A 14966-nucleotide genomic window follows, 5' to 3' on the forward strand; every position below is an offset into this window, starting at 1 on the left:
CGCTCAGGTCCCGAACCGCTGGGTCGCCTCGGTCTGGCCGTCCTCGTAGACCTTCACACCGGTTCTGCCGTTGGTCGCCACGTTCTCGTAGTTCACCGCCACGGAATCGGCGCTCTTGATCAGGAGAGGGGTGTTGGTCTTGCAGTCCTGGAACATTTCCCCCATCTTCCCGCGGCCGAGCTGCTTCGTGAGTTCCTCGATGGAACTGCGCAGAGGTGCCCATTTGGCCTGGAAACCGGACCCGGCGGCACTCAGCGCGTCCAGTTCCCGCCTCGTCTCCTCGAGATGGATGTCGATCCGGCCGTCACCGTTGCGGTCAGTCGCCACGTCGCTCACCGCCCGCCGGCGCGCTCGTCGAGCCGGTGCAGCAGCGGGCCGAAACGCAGATCCGTTCCCTCCGGACTGGACTCGGCGGGCAGGAAACCCGCTGCGATGACCATTCCTTTCTCCTGGGACTCCGCCGCGGCTCGGTGCACGGTCGCGGTGATGCTCTCCGCCAGCGCGGCGGAATCCAGGGTCCGGTAGACACGGGGATCCAGCCACAGTTCGATCAGCTCACCCGCTCCGCCGACGGTCACACTGATCAACCCGTCCTCGGAATCGGCGGTGGCCCGGATCCCGGCCATCCGTTCCTGCATCGTCCGCACGTCCTCGGCCAGCCGCTCGTAGTCGGCGTACATGTCCGAGCCGGAAAATGGTGCTTCCACGGCCCCTCCTAAATCGCGTACGGCCAGTCTTACGACGGAACGGATCCCGAAGGACCCCGTGGCCGGTTGCGGCCATGGCCCCGGCTCCGGTCATGACCGGGCCGACGATGGCGAGATGAGACGACTCCGGGTGCCCGCCGTCGCCGCCGTGGTGGTCGCGACGGCCGTTCAAACCTTCGCCGGCGCGGGGACGGCGCACGCGGCTCCGCCGCCCGGCGCCTGCCAGGATCCCGAACCCGCGCGAGCGGTGGTTCCCGCCCAGCCATGGGCTCAGCAGTTCCTTGCTCCCCAACGGGTCTGGCCGCACAGCCGCGGGGCGGGGGTACTGGTGGCGGTGGTCGACTCCGGGGTCGACGCGGACCATCCGCAGCTGGCCAGGCCGGGCAAGGTGCGCACGGGCCGCGACTTCTATTTCGCGGGTTCCCTGCCGGGAGCGTTCGACTGTGTGTCACACGGCACCGGAGTCGCGGGGATCATCGCCGCCGATCCGGCACCCGGTGTCGGTTTCCACGGGGTCGCGCCCGACGCGGAGATCCTCCCGGTGCGGATCAGCGACCGTGACATCGGCAGCCAGGGCGAGTCGTTGCGGATCGACCCGCAGGTGGTGGCCAACGGAATCCGCTACGCGGCGGATCAGGGCGCCAAGGTGATCAATCTTTCCCTCGCGGGGCACGAGGATTTCGCCGTCATCCGGGACGCGGTCGCCTACGCCGTGGCCAGGGACGCGCTGGTGGTCGCCGCCGCGGGCAACACACAGCGCGACGCGGCGACCGAACTTCCGTCCTTTCCCGCCGCCTACGACGGGGTGCTCGGTGTCGGTGCCGTCGACATCGACGGGGCCAGGATGTCCGGCTCCCAGATCGGCAGGTATGTGGACCTCGTCGCACCGGGAGCCAAAGTACTGGCCTCGACACGGGCGGGAGGGCACGCGTATGCCGACGGCACGAGCTACGCCGCGCCTTTCGTTTCCGGCACCGCCGCCTTGGTCAGGTCGGCCTGGCCGGAGCTGTCCGCGCCGGAGGTGGCGCGCCGTCTGACGGCGACCGCGAGCCCGGCACGCGGCGGCCTCGGCAGCCCGGCGTTCGGCGCCGGTGTCGTCGATCCCTATCGGGCGGTCACCGACGGGCTCGACACCGCGAAACCGGGCGCCCTGCCCGCGTTCGTCCCGGATCCACCGGACCAGGCACGGCTCGATCTGATCGCGGCGCGGGAAGAGACCGCGACCGCGGCGAAATGGCTCACCGTCGCGGTGTGCGGCGTGATCGCGATCGCCGCGCTGATGGCGTCGCTGCTTCCGCGCGGCCGCCGCCGCGGCTGGCGCTCCGGTCGCGCGGCACCCGTCTCCACCGAACCCGTGGTGGACGAACCGCCGGAACAGATCTTCCTGATCTCCGAAAGGTGACCGGAAACCCGAAGCCCCGGCGCGAGATCCGCGCCGGGGCTTCGATTTCACCGGTTACCGCTAGGAGTTGACGATGTTGCTGACCCGGCTTTCACAGGTCTGGCCGATGTTGCAGACACTGTCGTAGTCGCGGCCGCTCTGGTTCATGCCGTCGACGTGGTAGCCGGTCCGCTTCTGCATCAGGGCGAACTGCTGGCCCATCTCCTCGGCGTTGTTCCCGCCCCAGCCCGCGCCGATGGTGTTGCGCATCCGGGCGACCTGGTCTTCGGCGGCCTGCCCGATCTGCGTCGCGGTGTTCTGGATGTCGCGGCCGGCCGTGTTCATGGCCTCGTAGACGATCTTGAAGTGGTCTCCGCTGTTCATTGCCCGTCCTCTCAGACCTGGGGGTTGATGCCACCGTCGATGGCGCCGCCGTCGCCGAAGCTCTGCCTCGCGAACGTCTGCAGCGCGTCGGCCTGAGAACCACCGGTGATGTTCACCGCAGAGTTCCCCTTTTCGACCAGCGTTTGCGCGAAGGCGTGCACCTTGTCGTAGATCTCGGAGCGTTCCTGGTTCTTCGACATGGCCGCGTTCATGACGGTGCCCGCGAGACCTCCGCTGATGTTGTCGTAGTCCCGCCCCTGGTGGGATCGGTGCGCGCTGAGCTGATCCTGCTGGCTGCTGTCGGTGTTGTTGATCAGGTTCTGCACGCTCGCGAAGTCGAAATCGACCAATCCGCCGTTGCCCATCACCCCTCCGTTTCTTCTTTCGAGTTCCTGACATCGACCAGCTAACCCCTGAAACGGACGGATTCCGCCCATGCGGCACGTTCCTGCCATCGACCCCGGCGTGAGCCGTTGTTCGCGAACGATCGGCAGGTATGGCGACAGTCGTGGTGAAGAGGCCGGCCCGTAAGCCGGCGCCGGAAATGCCCGCCGGTGAACTGCTCCTGCAGGCCCCACCGGAGATCCCGCCCTCGCCGGGGCGGCAATGGACCCAGATGCTCACGGTGCTGCCGATGGTGGCCATGATGGCCGCGATGCTGCTGATGTACTCCGGCAGCATGGCGGGCTCGATGCGGTTCGTCGTCTTCGGGATGATGGGCGTCGGCATGCTCGGCATGGTCGCCATGAGCTTCCTGCAGGGCGGCAGCCCCAGCAAACGGGAAATGGGCCACGCCCGCCGCAAGTACCTGCGCCACCTCGCCCAGCACCGGGTGCGGCTGCGCCGTTCGGTGCGCGGGCAGCGCCGGACGATGGAGTACCTGCACCCGGACCCGGCTTCGCTGTGGTCACTGGCGTCGAGCTACAGGCTGTGGGAACGGCGCAAGGACGACCAGGACTTCGCCATCGCGCGGATCGGGACCGGACCGCAGGCCCCGGCCGCCACTCTCGTCGCCCCGGACACCAAGCCACTGGAGGAGCTCGAACCGCTGTCCGCGCTCGCTCTGCGCCAGTTCATCGCCACCTACTCCACCGTCGGCAAGCTTCCGATCGCCATCGCGGTCAACGGTTTCAGCCGGATCCACCTGCGCGGCGACCGTGCCACCACGCTGGGTCTGCTGCGTGCGGTACTCGCCCAGTTGGCCACCCTCCAGTCGCCCGACGACATACGGATCGCCATCTGTGTCAACGAGGAAAGCCGTCCGGCCTGGGAATGGGTCAAGTGGCTGCCGCACGCGCTGCATCCCGAGCGGACCGACGCGCTCGGCGCGCTCCGGCTGGTGGCCCCGTCCGTCCAGGCACTGGAATCGATGCTGGAAGAGGAACTCTCCAAACGACCGCGGTTCGATCCGGAAGCCGACGTCCGCGTTCCTGGTCCGCATCTGGTGGTCGTGCTCGACGGTGGCGCGGTCGCCGGTTCCGATCACCTGATGACCGGCGGTGGGGTCGAGGGGGTGACCATCGTGGATCTGACGACCATGCCGCCGAGGGCGCTGGACCGGACCACGGTCGTGCTCGACGTGGACGCCGACGGTGACCTGGTCAGCGAGACCTGCGACGGCGACGCCCCACTCGGGCACGCCGATTTCCTGGGTGTGGTCGCTGCCGAAGGGCTGGCCCGGCAACTGGCCCCGCTCCGGCTGAGGGCCGGGTCGCGGGGTGAAACGCCCATGAGCGCGGAACTCGGCCTCGCCGAGCTTCTGGATCTGGGTGACCCGTACGAGTTCGACCCGGCCGACACCTGGGAGCCTCGGCCGAACCGGGACCGGCTGCGAGTGAAACTGGGCATCCAGGCCGACGGTGTCCCCATCGAAATCGACCTGAAGGAGTCGGCGCAGGACGGCATGGGGCCGCACGGTCTGCTGATCGGTGCCACCGGATCCGGCAAGTCCGAGTTGCTGCGGACCCTCGTGCTCGCCCTCGCAGTGACACATCCGCCCAGCTCGCTGAATTTCGCCCTGGTGGACTTCAAGGGCGGCGCGACCTTCACTCGTCTCGACACGCTCCCGCACACCAGCGCGGTGATCACCAACCTCGCCGACGAGCTCCACCTCGTCGACCGGATGACCGACGCGATCAACGGTGAGCTGATCCGCCGCCAGGAATTGCTGCGCGCGGCGGGGAATTTCTCCTCCCTGCGTGACTACGAGAAAGCGCGTGCCGCGGGCGCCCCGCTCCCCGAAGTGCCTACTCTGCTGGTGATCTGTGACGAGTTCTCGGAACTCCTGTCGGCCAAGCCCGACTTCATCGACATGTTCGTCCAGATCGGACGAGTCGGCCGTTCCCTGGGCGTCCACTTGCTGCTGGCTTCGCAACGGCTCGAAGAAGGACGGCTGCGCGGTCTGGAAACCCATCTGTCGTATCGGATCGGCCTGAGGACCTTCTCCGAGATGGAGAGCAGGGCCGTGCTCGGCGTCACCGACGCGTTCAAACTGCCGCGGGCGCCGGGGCACGGATTCCTCAAGGTCGGTACCGACCAGATGGACCGGTTCCGCTCCGCCTACGTTTCCGGCGTGTACCAGCGTGCCTCCGGGGGCGGTGTCGCCGCTTCCGCCGGGGAACAACTGGTGCTGCAGGAATACACGACGACCTACCTCGGCGCCGAAATCGACGCGGACGAAGAGGAGCTCGAAGATCGAACTCCGGAGAACGACGCCGCGGTCGGCGAGACCCTTCTGGACATCCTGGTCGACCGGCTGGCTGGTCGAGGTGTGCCCGCACACCAGGTCTGGCTGCCGCCGTTGGCGGAATCGCCCACTTTGGACGGTGTGCTGCCCGGGCTGGTCACCCATCCGCACCGGGGTCTCACCGTGGACTCGACCACGATGGCCGGGTCGCTGCGGCCGGTGCTCGGCACCGTGGACCGGCCCTTCGAGCAACGCCGCGACCCGCTGGTCCTGGATCTCTCCGGCGCCGCGGGACACGTCCTGGTCCTCGGCGCCCCACAGACCGGCAAGAGCACGGTGCTGCGCACGCTGATCACCAGTCTGGCGCTCACCCACACTCCTCGCGAGACGCAGTTCTACTGCCTGGACTTCGGCGGCGGCACCCTGGCTTCGATCGCCGGGCTGCCCCACGTCGCCGGTGTCTGCGGCAGGCTCGACACCGGCGCCGTGCGGCGGACCGTCGCCGAAGTCGCGACCCTGCTGACACAACGGGAACGGATGTTCGCCGAGCACCAGATCGACGGCATCGTCACCTACCGGCGGCTTCGAGCGGAAGGACAGTTCGCCGAGCACTCGCACGGGGACGTCTTCCTGGTGGTCGACGGCTGGCAGACGTTGCGCAACGACTTCCCCGACCTGGAGGAGATGGTCGGTGACGTCGCCGCGCGCGGGCTGTCCTATGGCGTGCACGTGGTGGCCGGCTGCTCGCGCTCCTTCGATCTTCGGATGAACGTGCGAGATCTGTTCGCCAGCAGGCTGGAACTGAAGATCGGCGACCCCATCGACTCCGTCATCGACCGGCGCGCGGCGATGAGCGTCCCGCCCGACGCGCCGGGCCGCGGTATCGCGATGAGCGGGCACCAGATGCTGGTGGCCCTGCCCAGGATCGACGGAGTGGCGGAAACGGAGGATCTGGCCGGTGGCGTGAACGGGCTCGTCGAGGCTGTCAAGGCCGCGTGGCCCGGCGCGCCCGCGCCATCCGTGCGACTGCTGCCCGGTGTGTTCCCGTACGAGGAACTCCCCGCGAAGGACGAGACCACGGGAGCCGAGGCGGGGCTCGCCGTCGGCATCCACGAGCACGACCTTTCCCCGATGCGGCATGACTTCGCCGCGGACCCGCACTTCTTCCTGCTCGCCGACACACAGTGCGGCAAGACATCCTTCCTGCGGACGCTGGCCCGCCGGATCGAAACCACCTACCGGCCGGCGGAAGCCCGGATCGTACTGGTCGACCATCGGCGCGGGCTCCTGGGCGAGATCGGCGACGACTACCTTCTCGGCTACGGGACCAACGACTCACACAGTGCCGGGCTGATGACCGAAGTCGCCAGCTCGCTGGCCAAACGGCTTCCGGGACCGGACGTCACACCGGAGCAGCTGCGGGCCAGGAACTGGTGGCACGGACCGGAGATCTTCGTTCTCGTGGACGACTACGACATGGTGGCCACCCACGAGAACCACCCGCTGATGCCACTGCTCCCCCTGGTCGCGCAAGGCTCGGACATCGGCCTCCACGTCGTGCTGGCCCGTCGTTCCGGCGGGGCGGGCCGCGGGCTGTTCGAACCTTTCCTCACCAGGCTCAGGGAAGTCGGCACACCCGGTTTGATGATGTCCGGCGACCGCGACGAAGGCCCGCTGCTCGGTGGGATGCGTGCCCAGGTACTGCCGCCCGGCCGCGGCTGGCTGGTCGACCGTCGTGGGCACAAGGGCCTGGTCCAGCTCGCCTGGCTCCCGCCCCGGCATCCCTGAGGCGTGGCCGGAACCTGCCGGGGACCCCACCGGGACACGTTGGGGTGTTTGGCTTTTGGTGCACGACTGGGTTTTCACCGCTGTTCCGGGAGGGAACATGGGAAACGGAATCAACGCGTATCTGCCGGCCATCCAGCATTTCGCCGACACGGTCTCGGCTCGGGTGTCGAGCCCGCCGAGCATCGATCGGCCGCTGGACGACGGCTGCGGCGAAATGGAAGAGTGCCGGCTTCTCGCCACCGCCGACCGGGACAGCACGGAGTCCCTCCGGAATTTCCTGACCGCCGCGGAGAAAGGCGTCTGGGGGTACATCTCCATCGCACGCCAAAGCATGAGCACTTATCAGAACGCGAACGAGGCCGCCGTCTGGGAGCTGACGAAGAGGTCACGACCGGACGAATCCCGCGTACCTGTCGAAGGAATGTCGCCCAGCGCACTGGGACCGAGCCCGATTGCTCCCGTCACGCCACTGCAGCCGGGCACGGGCACCCTGATCGACCTCCTGCCGCATTGAGCCCTGTGAACCGACCTATCCGGGACTTTCGATGACCGACTATCGCAGTTACGACTTCGATCGCCAAGTCCGCGTTCTCCGCGCTGAGATCGCACACACCCGCCCCCGGCTCCAAGCCGCCAAGGAGATGTGGGAGGCGGCCGGAAAATGGATCGACCGAACGCACCTGATGCTCCGGGAAGCGGGGAACGAGGTGGCTTCCGGCTGGCTGGACCGGCCCGGGGAGGAGTTCGTGGACCGGCTCTGGGCCAACTGCATCTACTCGTTCGGATCGTGGGGAGGCTTGGAAGGTCTCTCCGGTGGAGGCCCCGTCTCTTCGATGGGACAGATGTTGCTGGATCAGCCGGCCGACGGCGGCATCACGGCATCGGGTGTGGTCGACCAGTTGGCCAAAGCCGACGCCCAGCTCGTGCTCGGCGCCTTCGTCGCGGCGGGCGAGATCTCCAATGTCGGGCGCGATGCCAAGAACGAGCCCGCGGCCCAGCAGAACCTCGGCAAGAAACTGAACGAGATCGCGGCGCAGTATCGGCTGACCGGCCAGGCCATGCTCGCGGCACGCGGCCGTGCTTGGGACGGCCCGAGCGGTGAAGTCCGCTCGGGCCTCCCGGCCAACGGCACGGCGCCTCGGGCGACCGGCACGGGCGGGCCGGACCAGAACGGCGCGCCGACCGACCCCGGTACACCCGAAGATCCCGGCGAGCCGAGTCCGCAGAATCCGCAGAACACCCCCAGCGCGCTCGAACAGGCGACGGACGCGTTGAGCGCGTTGAGCCAGGCCGCGGAGTCCGCTCAGCAGTTGCTGGGCAACGGCTCCTCCGTGAACATGCCAGACCCGAACGCGATCGATCCCGGGGATTGGGCACTCCCGCCCTACGACGGCTCCACCTATCCGGGGCTCGAAGATCCGCTCGCCGCGCCGGGCGGCTCGGGTATGCCGACCCTGGCGGGCGGTGGCGGCATGCCGGGTCCGGGCGGTGGGGCGGGCGGGTTCGGCGGGATGCCGTCCGTCGCGGACCTGAACGGTTCGCCGGGAGGGGCGATGAGCGGCATCGGCTCGATGCCCGGGATCGCTTCCGCGGGGACGGCCGGGAGCGCCGGCTCCGCCTCGGGTGCCGGAGGGATGCCGCCGCCGATGATGCCGCCCAACAACGGTGGCGGGAAGAACCCGGCAGGCGGCGTCAAACCGGGCGACGCGGAGCACCCCGGCTCGAGCAGGCAGCGAGGTCCCAAGGGCGGCGTCACCCCCGGTGTCACGCTCCTCGGCCGGTCCCGCGGCGGAGGCACGCGGCCGGCCACGGCGCAGCGCCGTTGGGACACCGGGAACGACACCGTCCACTTGCTCGACGACGAACTGTGGCAAGTGCAGGAAACGACCGATTCGCACGAGCGGCCGGCGAACTACCGCGCCGGACACTGAGGAGGGGGCAAATGCCCGGAACCGAGATCAACGGCAACATCACCGCGATGAGTGCGGTTTCCCAGCAACTCAGCGCACCCGAAATGCCGCCGTCACTGGCGAGGCTGGGCACCATGCCCAGCCTCGCCGGGCTTTTCGAGGGCATCGCCATGTCCGTATTGGACAAGGCCGCGACCGCCAGCATGACCGCGTTCATGGGGAAGGTGACCGAGGACATCGCGACCTTCTCCGGGAAGACGAGGACGGCCGCGATCACCTACAGTGCCGCCGACGTGGCGAGCGCGCTCGAACTGGCGGGCAAGGCGACCAAGATCATCAAGCAAGGTGTGGACTTCGTGAAACAGTCCGCGGCCACCCAGTCCGCGGCCACTCCTTCCGGCGAGGGCAAGTCGTCCACCACCGAGTCCGCCGGCGAAGTCCCGCCGGCCTCCGTTTGAGGAGCGAAACCATGACCGCCGTTTACAACGCGTTCCCCATGGAGGTTCTCATGGGGATGATCCAAGCCGAAATGGCGAACGTTCCCGCACTGCACGACGCGGCGAAGATGTGGACCGAAGCACGAGCCTGGATCGAGGAGGCGCAGGTACAACTCAACAGCAGGGTCAATGAACTGACTCCCGAGTGGACGGACAACAACGGCCGGCAACTCCAGGAGAAGATGCAGCGCTCGATCGCCGAGCTGAAGTTCTGGGGCGACCGCATCGACATGGCCAAACCCGCGGAGACCTTGACGACGCTGGCGTCCGGGATCACGGAGACGCACCAAACCATGCTGGGGCTCGAGGCCGCGTACTCCGCGGCTGTCTCGGCGTCTCTCCTCAACCCGTTCGCCGCCATGGAAGCCCTGGCCATCCAGCAAGCCGCCGGGAGCAGGATGACCGCTCTCGGCGGGCAGTTCGACCTGTCGATGCTGCAGGTGGTCGAGGCGTCCGGGATCAAGTCGCCCGACCACATGGTGCCGACGGTCGGCCCTGCCGCCGAAGGCAACACTCCGGCCGACTTCATCGCGGCGGCCCAGGCGGGGATGGACACGCTGAGCGAATTCCAAGGACTCGGCGAGTCACTGGGTGTCGGTGGCGGCAGCAGCGCGGACGTTTCCCTGCCGGAAATTCCCGGCTACGACGGATCTTCCAGCGTCTCACTCGCCGGACTCGCTCCGTCGCAACCTTTGGCAGGCGCGGTCCCTTCGCTCGGCGGGCTGCCCGGCGGTTCCGGTTCCGCGCCGGTCCCGTCGGGCTTGCTGGGTGGTCTCGGTGTGGCGGGTGGCATGGCAGGGCTTCCGGTGGCGGCCAAGCCGATCGGGACGAAGAAGGCGCCCAGCCTCGCTTCCGAGGTCCTTCCTGGCACCGCCACGTCGTCCGGCGCGAAGGCCGCGGCCGGTCCGATGTCACCGATGATGCCGCCGCACGCGGGTGGGCAGAGCACGGCGGGCACGCTGCGGCCCGGTTCGAGCGACCAGCCGACGGGGCGGAACGGCGCGGGCAAACGGAGGTCGTCCGGGAAGAGCGACGGGGTTCCGGTGAAGCTGCGTGGCCGGGCCGCCAAGGGCGTTCCGGACGCCGGGTTCACGCTGGCGCGCGGACGGCGGCCGGGTGAGTCGGAGCCGGATTCCGTGCAGATGCTCGACGAAGACCTGTGGCGGCCGAACTCCCGCTGAGCCCGGACGAAGCTGAAGGGAGCTTTCCCCGCATCACATGCGGGGAAAGCTCCTTCGTCGCGTGAGACGCGGGGAAAGTCCCCTTCAGCCGCCCAGGGTCTGACGCCGGGCGGCGACGGGGTCCAGGCTCGGTCCTTCGGGCAGCCGCGCCACCAGGCCGGCGGGCAGCCGCACCGGACGCGCCGACGGGTAGCCGAGCATCTTCAGCACGTCGGGTGAGGCCAGCGGATAGCGGCGCCCCATGTCGGTCACCACGGTGAGCGTTCCCACGGCCGCGGAAGGCGAGGGCATCGCCTCGACGACGATCGCGCTGCCGGGCGGTACGTGGACGCGGTCCGCGAGCGGGGTCCCGGAAGCGGTCCGGCGGGCGGTGGTCGACATCGGGTCCGCGGCGGGCAGCGTGGGATCGACGGTCAGCGAAGGGGCCGCGGAGCCGTCGCCGAAGGTGGCGCACACGGTGGCGTCCTGGTCGCGCAGGCGCGCGATGGCCGGACGCGTCGCGGGCGCCGCGCCCGTTTCGGCCTGCACCGGGTCGAGTTTCCGGGACATGGTCGCCAGCGAAGGCGGCAGCGGCACGGTCTTCGGTTCGGCGCCGGGATAGGCGGCGAGCATCTGGGCGCTCGCGCGCTGGACGTCGTACTGCAGTTCCGTGATGGGGCGCAATGCGTCCCGTTCGGCGAGGTAGTGCTGCTGTCCGCCGCCGGAGGTCTGCACCATCAGCAGCATCCCGTTCCGGATGTCGGTCCGGCCGGGCACCGCGGTGGAGACCTCGCCCGCGGCCGCCACCGGAAGCGGGCCGATCGGCGCGCCCTCCGGGAGTACGTCGAGCCACGCGCGGCCGACCCGCGCCCACGGCTCGGCGGTGAGCGCGAGCCCAGTGCCGACGGCGCCGTAGTCGTTGATCCGGTGCCGGTGCCCGCGCCACACGACGAACCGGTCGCCGGTCGACGTCGATTCCACCAGCAGTGCCTGGTCTCCCAGCTCCGCGCCGCCCGACGGGGACGCGCCCGCCAGCAGCACCGATTCCTCGATCCGGCTGCCCGCCAGGTCGCTCGCGGGCGCGGAGCACAGCGACCACGATCCGGTGAGCAGCTTTTCGGGACCGGGCAAGCCGTCCGGCGCGTCGGCGATGCCGATCCGGGGCCCTCGCGGGACTCCGGCGAGTGACTCCCGCGAAACCCGTTCCGTGGTGCCGTGTTCGCCGAGCAGCAGCAGCGCGGACGCGTAGTTCGCGACGGGGTGCAGCCGTTCGTCCAGGTAGACGTACCGGGTCCCGCTCTCCTTCTCCACGATGACGGCGGCGTTCTTGCGCCAGGCGTTGTTCCCGCCGGGCACGATCATCCCGTAGACCCCGGCGCACGCCAGCGCCACGATCGCCAGCGCGACACCGGCGAACGCGGCACCGGACGGACGGCGGAACGGCGGCTGCTCGGGGTCGGTCTCCCTCGTCACGAGCGCGGAGGTCGCGCGCTGCACCAGGAATTGGTACGCCTGCAGCTGATCCCGTTTGGACGCCATGGTTTCAGCCCCCCAGTCCGCGCACGTAGCCGTACAGGCCGAGCACCGAACACGCCACCGGGACGACGGCGATCGTCACCAGGATCTCGAAGTACTCGGCGATCCGGCCGAGGTAAGGGTTGGCGGTGCGGGTGCTCAGCACGACGCCGGAGGCGATCACGCCCGCGGCCACCGCCAAGGACAGCGGTCCGGCCAGGACCAGCAGCAGCGAGCGGTCCGCCATGAGCGGGCCCGCCAGCAGGCAGCCGGCGCCGAAGATCCCGGTCACGAGCACCAGCAGCCGCTGCCGCAGGATCGGGTACAACCGTGCCCGCACCAGGAATCCGGCCGCGAGCAGGGCGACGAGGACGACCGCAGCCTCGCTGTCGCTGCGGATCAGCTGCGACTGGCAGTACATGACGACGATCGCCGCGCCGCCCAGCATCCCGGTGAGCAGCGCGTCCGCTCTGGCCACGGCGGCGTGCACGAGGTCGAGCGGCGGCTGGGGATCGTCGCGGACCAGATCCGCGGTCGACCGCGGCAGCACCGGCATCGGCACCCGGCCGAGCCGCAGCGCCAGCGGCGCGAACGTGGTCGAGAGCAGGAGGACACCGCCGCCGATCACGGCCGCCGACCGGTAGCCCGCCAGGTCGTCGAACGTGGCCAGCCAGCCGCCGAGCACCCCGAGCAGGCCGACGGTGGCGGCCCCCGCGAACAGTTCCGGCGCGGCGGTCACCCCGAGATGGCCGACGACGGCCGCGAGCAGCAGCGCCGCGCTCGCCGTCAGCAGGTGACCGGCGGACAGCGCGCCGATCGGGTCGTCGCCCGCCGGCAGCAGACCGCCGCCGGTGAAGGCGAACGGAAGCGCGACAGCGGCGAGCACCGCCCCGGCACCGGCGTCGCGCAGTGCCCGCGCGAGCAGGACACCCGCGGCCAGCAACAGCGCGGAGACCGCCAGCGCCCAGAACGCCGGTGACGTCCACGGCGGACCGGCGCGCAGCACCGCGAGCAGGCCGAAGGACATCGCCACCGCGCCGGCGGCCAGTCCCGCCTGCCGCGTGTGCCGCGGCCCCCATGCCTTGCCGGTGCGACCGGAACCGGTGGCGATCGCGTCCACGAGGTCGTCGTACTCGGGCTCCGGCCATTCGGCGCGGCGCGGCGTCAGATGGAGGATCTCCCCGTCCCGGACCCGGTGCGCGCCCAGCGTCCGGTCCGGATCGAAGGCCGTCCCGTCGGCGCGGCGCAACTGCCAGCCGCCGCCGGCGACCCCGTCGTCGGCCATGCCCTCGCCCGCCCGCGCGAGCAGGCCGGGGAGGATTTCGGCGACGGACGCGTGTTCCGGCAGCGCCATGTCGATGCGCCGGTGCGGAGTGGTGATGGTGACCCTGACCAGGCCGGCAGTCTGCATGGGAAAAGGGTCGGCCGGCGACCGGTCCGCCGGGCCCCCGCGGCAGGAACCTGCCGCCGGGAAAGTACTCCGGATCCGGTCTTCTTGCGCGACAATGGGGTCATGAGCATCGAGTCAGGAGTCGGCGGACCGAGGTTGCTCGCCCAGGGCCCCATCGCCACCGTCTACGCGGGCCGGGATCCCGCTACGGGCAACGACTTCGCGATCAAGATGTTCCCCGGCACCTTCGACCGCGAGACCTCCGCGTGGCTCGAACGCGAGCGGAAGGCACTGGCCGCCGTGCGCTCGACGCGATCGGTCCTGCAGATCGACGACGTCCTGACCCACGCGGGCGGCCGGTCCGGTATCCGCCGCGAACTGTGCCCTGGTTCACTCGCCGGTCTGCTCGATTCCGGTGCCCGGCTGGGTGTTCCCGATGTGCTCGCCCTCGGCGCCGCGATCGCGTCGGCACTCGCCGCGGCGCACGGCGCGGACGTCCTGCACGGCGGTGTGAGCCCGCACAACGTGTTGTACCGCGCCTCCGGCGAATTCGTGCTCGCCGACTTCGGGGTGGCCCTGCGGCGGCGATTCCCGCGCGATCCGATGTACGCGGTCGAGTACACCGCGCCGGAAACCCTGCGCGACGACACGCTTTCCCCCGCGTCCGACCTTTATGGACTCGGCGCGGTGCTCTACGCCGCGTTGACCGGCACACCGCCCTTCCCCCGGCACACCGGGCAGCAGCCCGGCGAACGGATCCTCCAGGTGCTGCGGGAACCGGTGGCGCCGATCCAGGACGCGGACGTCCCGAGAGAGCTCTCCGCCACGATCCTCCGGTTGCTGGCCAAGGAACCGGCCGACCGGCCGCGGGACGTCGCGTCGCTGGCACGGCTGTTCGCGAAGCTGCGCCGGCCCGGCGGCGAAGTCGTCACCGCGGAATCCGCCGATGTACCAAGCGAAGAAGAAGACGCCGAAGTCGAATTCGACGACTTCGCCGCGGTCCATCGGCCCGCCACTCCGGTGCCGCCGGTCCAGGTGGTGCAGGCGCCGCCGCCGGGTGGCCGCACCCTGATCCGCGAGTTCAGCGGACCGCTCAAGACCGAGCGCGGGCTTCCCTGGAAGCCCATCGCGCTGGCGGGCGCCGGAGTGCTCGTCGCCGGGCTCACCGTGCTGCCGCTGGTCCTCGGCCCGGCGGAGATCGGTGGGCAGGCCGTCCCGGTCGCGGCCGCGATCCCGCCGCCCGCACCGGCTTCCGCTCCGGCGCCGGACGTCAAACTGGCCCTCGCGCCGCCACGGGACCAGAGCGATCACGTGCAGCTGACCTGGACCGCGGAAGGCGAACTGGACTTCGTCGTGATCATGGCGGGCGAGCGGCTCGAGACGAAACAACTCGTCGCCCACCGTCAGCGCAGCCTGGACATCCCGGTCGACCCGGCGCGCCGGTACTGCTTCCAGCTCAGGGCGACCGACGGCCGCCACATCTACACCACCGAGCCGGTCTCGATCCGCGGCGCCCGCTGCAACCCGTAGGTCCGTGAAGGCCTCCTT

General features: G+C 69.9%; 13 protein-coding genes. 7 read left to right on the plus strand and 6 right to left on the minus strand.

The window, feature by feature from the left end; genetic code table 11:
* Nucleotides 1-3: 3 nt before the first annotated feature.
* Both H074_RS18090 and H074_RS18095 read right to left on the minus strand, forming a co-directional pair.
* Nucleotides 4-327 carry a hypothetical protein gene (locus tag H074_RS18090; protein WP_152521439.1) on the minus strand — a complete coding sequence of 108 codons (324 nt, stop codon included), beginning with the start codon at nt 325-327 and terminating at the stop codon, nt 4-6.
* Between the two features lie 5 nt (nt 328-332).
* Nucleotides 333-707, minus strand: a complete 375-nt coding sequence (locus H074_RS18095) for a YbaB/EbfC family nucleoid-associated protein (RefSeq protein WP_152521440.1) — start codon at nt 705-707, stop codon at nt 333-335.
* Between the two features lie 115 nt (nt 708-822).
* On the opposite strand from H074_RS18095, the gene mycP reads away from it, so the two are divergent.
* The gene (mycP, locus tag H074_RS18100; RefSeq protein ID WP_039922731.1) at nt 823-2109 is read left to right on the plus strand and encodes a type VII secretion-associated serine protease mycosin; all 1287 of its coding nucleotides are present in this window, start codon (nt 823-825) and stop codon (nt 2107-2109) included.
* Between the two features lie 60 nt (nt 2110-2169).
* Here the strand turns inward: mycP and H074_RS18105 are convergent, their stop codons facing one another.
* Together H074_RS18105 and H074_RS18110 are read right to left on the minus strand one after the other, a co-directional pair.
* Nucleotides 2170-2472 carry a WXG100 family type VII secretion target gene (locus tag H074_RS18105; protein ID WP_007031489.1) on the minus strand — a complete coding sequence of 101 codons (303 nt, stop codon included), beginning with the start codon at nt 2470-2472 and terminating at the stop codon, nt 2170-2172.
* Between the two features lie 11 nt (nt 2473-2483).
* Nucleotides 2484-2837 carry a hypothetical protein gene (locus H074_RS18110; protein ID WP_007031490.1) on the minus strand — a complete coding sequence of 118 codons (354 nt, stop codon included), beginning with the start codon at nt 2835-2837 and terminating at the stop codon, nt 2484-2486.
* 131 nt (nt 2838-2968) lie between these two features.
* Here H074_RS18110 and H074_RS18115 point away from each other — a divergent pair, with 131 nt between their 5' ends.
* The 5 genes from H074_RS18115 to H074_RS18135 all read left to right on the plus strand — a co-directional run bounded on the left by H074_RS18115 (nt 2969) and on the right by H074_RS18135 (nt 10534).
* Nucleotides 2969-6946 (plus strand): type VII secretion protein EccC, encoded by a 3978-nt coding sequence (locus tag H074_RS18115; protein WP_007031491.1) that lies wholly within the window; start codon nt 2969-2971, stop codon nt 6944-6946.
* Nucleotides 6947-7043: 97 nt separating this feature from the next.
* Nucleotides 7044-7460, plus strand: a complete 417-nt coding sequence (locus tag H074_RS18120) for a hypothetical protein (RefSeq protein ID WP_007031492.1) — start codon at nt 7044-7046, stop codon at nt 7458-7460.
* 31 nt (nt 7461-7491) lie between these two features.
* The gene (locus H074_RS42075) at nt 7492-8877 is read left to right on the plus strand and encodes a hypothetical protein (RefSeq protein WP_007031493.1); all 1386 of its coding nucleotides are present in this window, start codon (nt 7492-7494) and stop codon (nt 8875-8877) included.
* An 11-nt stretch (nt 8878-8888) separates the two neighbouring features.
* Entirely contained in the window at nt 8889-9314 is a 426-nt protein-coding gene (locus tag H074_RS18130; RefSeq protein ID WP_007031494.1) for a hypothetical protein, read from the plus strand.
* Nucleotides 9315-9325: 11 nt separating this feature from the next.
* Entirely contained in the window at nt 9326-10534 is a 1209-nt protein-coding gene (locus H074_RS18135) for a hypothetical protein (RefSeq protein ID WP_007031495.1), read from the plus strand.
* An 84-nt stretch (nt 10535-10618) separates the two neighbouring features.
* Here H074_RS18135 and eccB read toward each other — a convergent pair whose 3' ends face one another.
* Together eccB and eccD are read right to left on the minus strand one after the other, a co-directional pair.
* Nucleotides 10619-12052, minus strand: coding sequence for a type VII secretion protein EccB (eccB, locus tag H074_RS18140; protein WP_007031496.1), 1434 nt, complete (start codon nt 12050-12052; stop codon nt 10619-10621).
* A gap of 4 nt (nt 12053-12056) precedes the next feature.
* Complete coding sequence (gene eccD / locus H074_RS18145) at nt 12057-13439, minus strand: type VII secretion integral membrane protein EccD (protein WP_007031497.1); 1383 nt, start codon at nt 13437-13439, stop codon at nt 12057-12059.
* Between the two features lie 102 nt (nt 13440-13541).
* Between eccD and H074_RS18150 the strand changes: the two genes are divergently transcribed.
* Entirely contained in the window at nt 13542-14948 is a 1407-nt protein-coding gene (locus H074_RS18150) for a serine/threonine protein kinase (RefSeq protein WP_007031498.1), read from the plus strand.
* The last annotated feature ends 18 nt before the right edge of the window (nt 14949-14966 follow it).

Source organism: Amycolatopsis decaplanina DSM 44594 (assembly GCF_000342005.1).
GTDB classification, from domain to species: Bacteria; Actinomycetota; Actinomycetes; order Mycobacteriales; family Pseudonocardiaceae; genus Amycolatopsis; species Amycolatopsis decaplanina.